The organism is Pseudomonas sp. 05N433 (genome assembly GCF_056396925.1).
In genome coordinates this window covers 37,961-48,238 of sequence record NZ_JBFTML010000040.1, presented here as the reverse complement: position 1 = coordinate 48,238, position 10,278 = coordinate 37,961, and the positions used below count along the sequence as shown (strand labels likewise).

Sequence of the window (10,278 nt, the reverse complement as noted above, 5' to 3'; positions counted from 1 at the left end):
TGGGCGAGCGAATGGCTCCAGCCAAAGCCGAGGCCGCAGTCGATCTCGGCGGCGCTGGTGCGATAGAGTCGGGTGAAGTCGAACGGCAGGATGCCGTCCAGCGCACCGTCGGTGAGGGTCAGCAGTTCTTCGCCGGTGACCATCGACACCGGGCATTGGTTGGTCGCGGTTTTGTCGACTGAGTCGGCGCTGTCGCCGTTGGGGTTTTTCGCCTGATCCGGGGAGTCGTCGTGGTGTTCGTTTTGCTTGAGCGTGGTGTTGCGTTTGGCATCCCAGCGCAGTTGCATCCGGCCTTTTTTCAGGCCCGCCGCAACACCGCGCGCGGCGACCTTTTTGTAGCGATCAACGTACTCCATGAAGTTGTTGATGATCGCAACCATCGACTTCACGAAGCCCATGGCGGCCTGAAAAATCTGTGCGCTGTACTTGGCCAGGCGCACGGTCAGCCAGGCAATGYCAACCCCGACCACACTCAGTACCAAACCAATCAACAGGTCGATGACCAAGCCAACCACGACCTTGGAAATCGCTTCAGCCGAAGACCCGGCCAGTTGCGAAGGTGGCAATGCTTCCAGCCACAAGGTCGCGGTGCGCATCAGCAAGCACAGCGCCGCCTCGTCGCTGGTCAGCAACATGGCCTTTTCCATCTTGTCTGGAGCGGTTACGGCCAGATCGGCAAGTCTGCCGGCGCTTTCACCCAGCTTCTCGGCATAGGCGTTGGGGTCTTTCAGGATATCGGCGAGTTCACCCATGCCATCCCAAACCGCCTGAATCGCCGCCCAACCTCCCGCGAGCACTCCGTTGCCCACCGCCGCCAACGAAGCGGATGCCGATTGCTGCGACCACTGCGGCTTGAACCCTTCCCATTCCTTGCGCAGCCAGCTTTCCAGCTCCTGGGTCAGGCCGTCGTAGGAGGAGAAAAGATCATCGATTTGAGTCGGGGTGACTTCACTATGGACATGAACGCGGTAGAACTTGCCGGGCGTGCCTTTGAACTGCCCCTGACCGTTTTCATCGAGTGTGACAGGTGTACTTTCGCCGCCATCATTGGCAATCACATCGACCTGAATGCTCCCCAACGGAATGTCGTAGACCGATTCGAACTTGCTCTCGATCTGCAGAATTCCACTAGCCGGACACTGCGCAAGACCCGAGATAAAATCATCGTCGCCACTGCTCACCGCAGTCGTGGTATCGCCGAGTTTTATCACCCGCTCCATGTCCAACAGCGAAGGCATGTCCATCGCCCGGCTGACCCTATCCGCGTTCCGGTTCAAGAAGTTGCCAAGCTGCTGGCGATACAAAACCAGTGTGCCTTTGAAACCGTCGAGCTCCTGCTCGATCCGTACGATCTGATCCATCAGTCCAGCTCCGTCATCAGGTAATCCACCAACGCTGATTTCGGCGCTTGAGGCAGGTCTGGCATCTCAAGAAAGCTCGCGACTTTGTGCCGCAACACGCTTTCGGAGAACGCCTCATAAAGATCAGGGCGGTCCTCGCTCAACCACTTCAGCAGGTTGTTGATATTCGTTGTCGCGGACTTGGTGGCGAGGTGGTTGAGCAGCGATTCAGATACTTCCCACCAGGGGAAAACCCTGGCGGTTTTCAGCGCACTACCACCGATATCCAGCGGTTGGCCATTGATCAGGCAACGCCCGATCACCGGCATCAGTTGCGCAGCGTTAACCTCGGCAGATTGCAGAATCGGCAGCACATAGCGCCCATCCCAATAGCGGAAAAACACCGCGTTGCCGTTGGGCATCAGAACGTGTGTGAGGCTGCGCAAATGCTCGACCAACGCCTCTTGAGTGGCGCAAGACACCGCCAGCCAACCCCAATCGCGGGACTCAGTGACGGCGACCCAATCCAGAAACTCACTGTCAGCGGTAACGATTCCGACATAGGGCATCACCGCTTCCCACTCGGCGTAGGCAGTGCCGGCCCAGATCGGGCTCGGCGCTTGTGCAGTGATCGAGCGTTGCCAGGTTTTGAACGGTTCAGCGGCACTGGCGCTGCTGAAAATCGCGAACAGTTGCTCCGACGGTTGCAGTGGCTGGCGCTCCAGCCAGGCGCGAGGCGACAAAACATCAGGCAGCACAGACACCGCCCTTGCAGCGCTCACACTCTTCGCAGAACGGCGCGTCGCTTTGCAGGCTGAGAATCTGCGCGGCACTGAGCAGCGCCGCCGGGGCCGCCGCAAGCTTCAACGGCACATCCGGCAAGTTCGGCGCAGAAGCCATGGCCGCCATCAGAGCACCACCGACCTGCATCGGCACGCTGCTGAAAATCCCGCCGGGGCCGATGTTGATCCACTGCCCGCCCGCCTGAATGGTCGCGCTGGCGCCGCCGTCGATGACCACTTGTTGGCCGGCGCTGACGTGGAATTGCTGACTGGCATTGAGGGCTTGATTGCTCACACGAATGTGCCGGTCGCCGACCACCACCAGGTGATCGTCCAACCGCACTTCGGTCTGGCGCTGGCCATGGGTGATGCGTTTTTCGTCGGCCTTCAACTCATGGCGGGCGGTGCCGGTGACGACGATGCTGCGCTGGTTATCAACCTGCACCTGTTGATCGTTGAGGACGTGCTGAGTCCAGTTGCGCTGGGCGCGTAGGTAGATTTCCTCGGCCCCTTTGCGATCCTCGATGCGCAATTCGTTGTAACCGCCGCCACCGGGACTGCTTTGGCTGCGGAAAATACTGCGGGTCTTGTCCGCCGGCAGATCGAGGGGCACAGGCGTCGCGGCGTTGGGCAGGCAGCCCATCACCAGTGGCTTGTCGGCATCGGCATCGATAAACCCCACCAGCACTTCCATGCCGACGCGCGGAATCATCACGCTGCCGTAACGGTCATGAGCCCAGCCAGTGGCGACGCGAAGCCAACAACTGGAGTGTTCGTTGAGCTGACCGTCACGGTCCCAGGCGAGCTGAACCTTGACCCGACCGTACTCGTCGCAATGGATTTCGCTGTCCGTCGGGCCGGTGATTACGCCGGGTTGATAGCCGAGCATCCGTGGCTTTTCCGGGCCCAGCGGTGGGCGAAAAGAAACGTCCCACGGCGTCGCCAGAAACGTATTGCGATAGCCCTGGAAATCATCCGGGCTGTCGCTGGTGGCTGACTCCTCCAGTACCTGCGGTTGACGGCCGCGGTGTTCTATTTCGGTGATCAACCACAGGTCATTCCACGCCTGACGCGGGTGTTCGGCCAGGTATAGGAAATGCCCGCTGACCAATGCGGATTCGTCGCCACGACCTTCGGCCTGACGGTAATCCGCGTTGTGCCGTTCCAGCGCTCGTTGAGCCAGATGCTTGCCGTGTTCACGATCAGTGAATTGGCCGGGGAAGTGGTAGTCCTCCAGCACCGGTCGCTGCTCGCTGTCGAGGCGGCTCTCGAGTTGCAAACGCGGTTTCTGGAAGTCGTAGTCGCGACGGGTGACTGCGGTGGTCCGGGTTTCCAGCCGTACATTGAAACGCTTGATCGCCGGCGCATCCGCAGCCATCCCGCTGCCCGGCAGGTACAGCGTCGGTTCGGGCAGACGGGGGAAAACCGTCTGATCATCGCCGAACACCAACAGGTGCCCGTCGGGGCTGTGCTGGAAGTGATAGTGAATGCCGACCTCGGCACACAGGCGCTGGATGAACGCCAGATCGCTTTCAGCGTATTGCACGCAGTACTCGCGATCGGGGTAGTCACTGCCGAGCCGGAACTCGAAGGCGTCGCGTTGGATGCCGTGGTCTTTGAGGATTTGCGTGATGATCGTCGGCACACTTTTGTGCTGGAAGATCCGCTGATTGATACGCCGGTCGAGATACGCCAGACGCGGTACGAGACTGATCTGGTAACCCGTCAGACGGTGCCCGGAATCGCTTTGGCCGACGCGAAAGATCTGACCATGAATACCGGAACCTTGCGCATCGAAACTCAGAAACGCCTGACGATGCAGCAGGCTTTCGAGCTCTATGTCGGGTCGCTCGCTGACCAGTTCCAGGTCAAAACGGTAGGGTTGGCTGATGGCTTCCTTGCCCGTGAACTCAAGCACCTTGAGCTCATTCTGGACGCCGTCGAGGGTCAACGTGAAACGCGGTTGATTGGCAGGCGCGAACATCCGATGTGTCTCTGCAGAATGAAGGCGGGCGATTCTGCATGAGCGACAAGGGGTGTTGATGGAGGGATAAGGAAATCAGATTTACCCTGCTTTTTTAGGGATTTTTCCTTCAAAAAACTGGATAAAGCACTACAGACATTCCTGTCAGAAGCACCACCAAACAAATGTGGGAGCGCAAAAAAAACGGCCCGCCTCCAAAAGGAAGCGGGCCGTTTTCATGTTCGGCGAAAGGTCAGAGCATCAGCTCATCCCCCTCACTGGTTCAGGCGGAAATCCTTTTCGGCTGCAGCGAAGCGCGAAAGCATGCCGCTGGTCGGTGCGCCCATTTTGCTGACGATGTAGATCGCCAGGCTGGCGAAGATGAAACCAGGGATGATTTCGTACAGGCCCAGCAGTTCGAAGTGTTTCCAGACGATCACAGTGGTCGCGCCGACCAGGATGCCGGCCAGTGCGCCGTTGCGGGTCATGTTTTTCCAGATCACGGAGATCAGGACAACTGGACCGAACGCAGCACCGAAACCTGCCCAGGCGTAGCTGACCAGGCCCAGTACACGGTTTTGCGGGTTAGCCGCCAGAGCGATAGCGATCAGCGCAACCAGCAGCACCATGGCACGGCCGACCCAGACCAGCTCAACCTGGGAAGCACTTTTACGCAGGAAGGTTTTGTAGAAATCTTCGGTCAGGGCGCTCGAGCACACCAGCAGTTGGCAGCTCAGGGTACTCATCACCGCCGCCAGAATGGCCGACAGCAACACACCGGCAACCCATGGATTGAACAGGATTTTTGCCAGTTCGATGAACACACGCTCGTGGTTTTCGCTCACCGGCAAGGCCAGGGCTGGGTTTGCCGAGAAGTAAGCAATGCCGAAGAAACCTACGGCGACGGTGCCGCCCAGGCACAGGATCATCCAGGTCATGGAGATGCGACGAGCGTTGGCGATCGACTTGACCGAATCCGCCGCCATGAAACGCGCCAGGATGTGCGGCTGGCCGAAGTAGCCAAGACCCCAGCCCATCAGCGAAATCACGCCGATGAAGGTGGTGTTTTTCAGCATGTCGAAGTTGCTTGGGTCTTGCGCTTCAATGGCCAGGAACGTGGTGTCGATGCCGCCAGTGGCCAGCAGCACGATGATCGGCGTCAGCAACAGGGCGAAGATCATCAACGTGGCTTGTACGGTGTCGGTCCAGCTCACTGCCAGGAAACCACCAACGAAGGTGTAGGCAATCGTCGCCGCAGCACCGGCCCACAGCGCGGTCTCGTAGGACATGCCGAAGGTGCTTTCGAACAGACGGGCACCGGCCACGATGCCGGAAGCGCAGTAGATGGTGAAGAACACCAGGATCACGACCGCGGAGATGATCCGCAGCAGGCCGCTTTTATCTTCAAAACGGCTGGAGAAGTAGTCCGGCAGGGTCAGCGCATCGCCGTTGTGCTCGGTCTGCACACGCAGACGGCCGGCGACGAACAGCCAGTTCAGGTAAGCACCGACGATCAGGCCGATGGCGATCCAGCTTTCGGAAAGACCGGACATGTAGATAGCGCCCGGCAGGCCCATCAACAACCAGCCGCTCATGTCGGAAGCACCGGCAGAGAGTGCGGTCACGACGCTGCCCAGGCTACGGCCGCCCAGAATGTAGTCAGAAAGGTTGTTGGTGGAGCGATAGGCCATGAAGCCGATCAGCACCATTGCTGCGATGTAGATCACGAACGTGATCAGGGTTGGATTGCTTACGCTCATTGAGTTACGCCCTGGCATTGTTTTTATGTAGCGGCGGCTGGTGAACCGCTCGCAAACGATGACGTTTGACAGACGATTCGGGGGCCCGCGCATTTATGACTGATGTTTCCCCAGGAAAGCCATCAGCCGGTGCTCCGATTTTTTGACCGGTTGCACCTTGGCCGCGAATGCTATTCAACAATGCAAATAAGGTGCAACCAGTTTCGTTCGAATAAGTTGCACCTAATCGGATTTACCTGAAAACAGTCGGTTTTTGCTCCTTTTTAGGGCGTTTTCCGGATTGCGCTAGAAGTAAAAGCACCAAGCAGGAGCGGTCCGGGTGTACCAGAATTTATTTCCTGACGAGCTGCTTATTATTCCGGCAAAAAAAGGGTTGCACCCGGTTGCACCTCAACCAGCGCACAGCTAATCTTGCCGTCAGCTGATGCCACGCGGTCGTGGCAAACATGAGGATAAAAATATGGCTACCACCACCCTTGGGGTCAAACTTGACGACCCGACCCGCGAACGCCTCAAGGCCGCCGCGACCTCGATTGATCGCACACCGCACTGGCTGATCAAGCAGGCAATTTTCAATTACCTGGAAAAACTCGAGGGTGGTGCAACCCTGTCCGAGCTGAACGGTTTGAACGGCAAGGAAGTTGACGAGGTGGGCGAGGTCCACGTCGATCACGCGCACCAATGCTTCCTGGAATTCGCTGAAAGCATCCTGCCGCAATCGGTGCTGCGCGCCTCGATCACTGCCGCTTACCGTCGCCCGGAACCTGAAGTGGTGCCGATGCTGATCGAACAGGCTCGCCTGCCGGCACCGATGTGCGACGCCACCAACAAGCTCGCTGCCTCGATTGCCGAGAAACTGCGCAATCAGAAGAGCGCCAGCGGCCGTGCCGGGATTGTTCAGGGCCTGTTGCAGGAGTTTTCCCTGTCGTCCCAGGAAGGCGTAGCTTTGATGTGCCTCGCCGAAGCGCTGCTGCGCATCCCGGACAAAGGCACTCGCGATGCCTTGATCCGCGACAAGATCAGCACCGGCAACTGGCAGCCACATCTGGGCAACAGCCCGTCGCTGTTCGTCAACGCCGCCACTTGGGGCCTGTTGCTGACCGGCAAACTGGTCGCCACCCACAATGAAGCCGGACTGACCTCCTCCCTGAGCCGCATCATCGGCAAGAGCGGCGAGCCGATGATCCGCAAGGGCGTCGACATGGCCATGCGCCTGATGGGCGAGCAGTTCGTCACCGGCGAAACCATCGCCGAAGCCCTGGCCAACGCGAGCAAGTTCGAAGCCAAAGGCTTCCGCTATTCCTACGACATGCTGGGTGAAGCCGCCCTCACCGAACATGACGCCCAGAAGTACCTGGCCTCGTACGAACAAGCCATCCATGCGATCGGCAAAGCCTCCCACGGTCGCGGGATTTACGAAGGCCCGGGCATTTCGATCAAGCTGTCCGCCTTGCACCCGCGTTACAGCCGCGCCCAGTACGAGCGCGTGATGGACGAGCTGTACCCGCGCCTGCTGTCGCTGACCCTGCTGGCCAAGCAATACGATATCGGCCTGAACATCGACGCCGAAGAAGCCGACCGCCTCGAGTTGTCGCTGGATCTGCTGGAGCGCCTGTGCTTCGAGCCGCAACTGACCGGCTGGAACGGTATCGGCTTCGTGATCCAGGCTTACCAGAAGCGCTGCCCTTACGTGATCGACTACGTGATCGACCTGGCTCGCCGCAGCCGTCATCGCCTGATGATCCGCCTGGTGAAAGGCGCGTACTGGGACAGCGAAATCAAACGCGCCCAGGTCGAAGGCCTGGAAGGCTATCCGGTGTACACCCGCAAGGTGTACACCGACGTGTCCTACATCGCCTGCGCGCGCAAACTGCTGTCGGTGCCGGAAGTCATCTACCCGCAATTCGCCACGCACAACGCCCACACGCTGTCGGCCATTTACCACATCGCTGGCCAGAACTATTACCCCGGCCAGTACGAGTTCCAGTGCCTGCACGGCATGGGCGAACCACTGTACGAACAGGTTGTAGGCAAAGTGTCCGAAGGCAAGCTGAACCGTCCGTGCCGCGTGTACGCTCCGGTCGGCACCCACGAAACCCTGCTGGCGTATCTGGTGCGTCGTCTGCTGGAAAACGGCGCGAACACCTCGTTCGTTAACCGCATTGCCGACCAGTCGATCTCGATTCAGGAACTGGTGGCCGATCCAGTGGCCAGCATCGAGCAGATGGCGACGCTGGAAGGCGGTTTCGGCCTGCCGCACCCACGCATCCCGCTGCCGCGTGACCTGTACGGTGCCGAGCGCGCCAACTCCAGCGGCATCGACATGGCCAACGAACATCGTTTGGCATCCCTGTCGTGCGCCCTGCTGGCCACCGCGCACAACAACTGGAAAGCCGCGCCGATGCTCGGTTGCGCCTCCAGCACTGAAAGCCCTGCGCCAGTCCTGAACCCTTCCGATCTGCGTGACGTGGTGGGCCATGTGCAGGAAGCCACCGTCGAAGACGTCGACAACGCGATCCAGTGCGCCTTGAATGCTGCGCCGATCTGGCAGGCCACGCCGCCGGCCGAACGCGCCGCGATTCTGGAACGTGCCGCCGATTTGATGGAAGGCGAGATCCAGCCGCTGATGGGCCTGTTGGCTCGCGAAGCCGGCAAGACCTTCGCCAACGCCATCGCCGAAGTGCGTGAAGCGGTGGACTTCCTGCGTTATTACGCGGTGCAGGCGCGCAACGATTTCACCAACGACGCCCACCGCCCGTTGGGCCCAGTGGTGTGCATCAGCCCGTGGAACTTCCCGCTGGCAATCTTCAGCGGCCAAGTCGCTGCCGCACTGGCCGCTGGCAATCCGGTACTGGCCAAGCCTGCCGAACAAACCCCGCTGGTCGCCGCTCAAGCCGTGCGTCTGCTGCTCGAAGCCGGGATTCCGGAAGGCGTGCTGCAACTGCTGCCGGGCCGTGGCGAAACCGTCGGTGCCCGCCTGGTCGGCGACGATCGGGTCAAAGGCGTGATGTTCACCGGCTCCACCGAAGTCGCGCGCCTGCTGCAACGCAACATCGCCGGTCGCCTGGATGCCCAGGGCCGTCCGATCCCGCTGATCGCCGAAACCGGCGGCCAGAACGCGATGATCGTCGACTCCTCGGCACTGACCGAACAAGTCGTCATCGACGTGGTGTCGTCGGCGTTCGACAGCGCCGGTCAACGCTGCTCGGCGCTGCGGGTGCTGTGCTTGCAGGAAGATTCCGCTGATCGTGTCATCGAAATGCTCAAGGGCGCCATGGCGGAATGCCGTCTCGGTAACCCGGAGCGCCTTTCCGTGGACATTGGCCCGGTGATCGACGCCGAAGCCAAGGCCGGCATCGAGAAGCACATCCAGGCCATGCGCGACAAAGGTCGCAACGTGTACCAGGTGGCGATCGCCAACAGCGAAGAAGTCAAACGCGGCACCTTCGTCATGCCGACCCYGATCGAGCTGGAAAGCTTCGACGAGCTGCAACGGGAAATCTTTGGCCCGGTGCTGCACGTGGTGCGCTACAAGCGCAAAGACATCGACCAACTGATCGGCCAGATCAACGCATCCGGCTACGGTCTGACCCTCGGCGTGCACACTCGCATCGACGAAACCATCGCCAAGGTGATCGACAACGTCAACGCCGGTAACGTCTACGTCAACCGCAACATCGTTGGTGCCGTGGTCGGCGTGCAACCGTTCGGCGGCGAAGGCCTGTCGGGTACCGGTCCGAAGGCCGGTGGTCCGCTGTACCTGTACCGCCTGCTGTCGACGCGTCCTACCGATGCGATCGTACAATCCTTCGCTCGCGGCGACGCTATCGCAGCGCCGGACGTGCGTCTGCGTGATGCCATGAGCAAACCGCTGACCGCGCTGCAAGCCTGGGCCGACAGCAACAAGCTCACGGACCTGAGCGCCCTGTGCGTGCAGTTCGCGGCGCAATCGCAAAGCGGGATCACCCGCGTGCTGGCCGGCCCGACCGGCGAGCGCAACAGCTACGCCATCCTGCCGCGCGAACACGTGCTGTGCCTGGCGGACGTCGAAGGCGATCTGCTGACTCAACTGGCGGCGGTATTGGCCGTCGGCGGCTCGGCGGTGTGGCCGGACGCGGAACCGGGCAAGGCCTTGTTCGCACGTCTGCCGAAAGAAGTGCAGGCACGGATCAAGCGGGTGGCCGACTGGACCAAGGACGAAGTGGTGGTTGATGCCGTTCTGCATCATGGCCATTCCGATCAGCTGCGCGCGGTGTGCCAGCAAGTGGCCAAGCGGGCGGGGGCGATTGTCGGGGTTCATGGTTTGTCCCAGGGTGAAACCAACATTGCGCTGGAGCGCCTGGTGATCGAACGGGCGTTGAGCGTAAACACCGCCGCGGCGGGTGGTAATGCCAGCTTGATGACTATCGGTTAAACCGTAATAAAGCCGGGCG

General features: G+C 60.4%; 5 protein-coding genes. 1 reads left to right on the top strand and 4 read right to left on the bottom strand.

Annotated elements, in window-relative coordinates:
• From AC1DIS_RS20545 to putP, 4 genes are all read right to left on the bottom strand, one after another.
• Positions 1-1,361: DUF6531 domain-containing protein (locus tag AC1DIS_RS20545; protein ID WP_477781050.1), on the bottom strand; the 1,361-nt coding region annotated here is incomplete at its 3' end.
• Positions 1,361-2,098: a DUF4123 domain-containing protein gene (locus AC1DIS_RS20540; RefSeq protein WP_477744151.1), complete on the bottom strand. Its 738-nt coding sequence runs from the start codon at positions 2,096-2,098 to the stop codon at positions 1,361-1,363. The genes AC1DIS_RS20540 and AC1DIS_RS20545, both read right to left, overlap by 1 nt.
• The gene (locus tag AC1DIS_RS20535; RefSeq protein ID WP_477744150.1) at positions 2,088-4,106 is read right to left on the bottom strand and encodes a type VI secretion system Vgr family protein; all 2,019 of its coding nucleotides are present in this window, start codon (positions 4,104-4,106) and stop codon (positions 2,088-2,090) included. The genes AC1DIS_RS20540 and AC1DIS_RS20535 overlap by 11 nt, the downstream gene beginning before the upstream one ends.
• A gap of 254 nt (positions 4,107-4,360) precedes the next feature.
• Complete coding sequence (gene putP, locus AC1DIS_RS20530; protein WP_018928573.1) at positions 4,361-5,845, bottom strand: sodium/proline symporter PutP; 1,485 nt, start codon at positions 5,843-5,845, stop codon at positions 4,361-4,363.
• Positions 5,846-6,305: 460 nt separating this feature from the next.
• Between putP and putA the strand changes: the two genes are divergently transcribed.
• The gene (gene putA / locus AC1DIS_RS20525) at positions 6,306-10,259 is read left to right on the top strand and encodes a trifunctional transcriptional regulator/proline dehydrogenase/L-glutamate gamma-semialdehyde dehydrogenase (RefSeq protein WP_477781049.1); all 3,954 of its coding nucleotides are present in this window, start codon (positions 6,306-6,308) and stop codon (positions 10,257-10,259) included.
• Positions 10,260-10,278: the final 19 nt, after the last annotated feature.

Coding starts and splice junctions, on each gene's coding strand:
- AC1DIS_RS20535 (WP_477744150.1), bottom strand. CDS start 4,106: ATGTTCGCGCCTGCCAATCAACCGCGTTTCACGTTGACCCTCGACGGC.
- putP (WP_018928573.1), bottom strand. CDS start 5,845: ATGAGCGTAAGCAATCCAACCCTGATCACGTTCGTGATCTACATCGCA.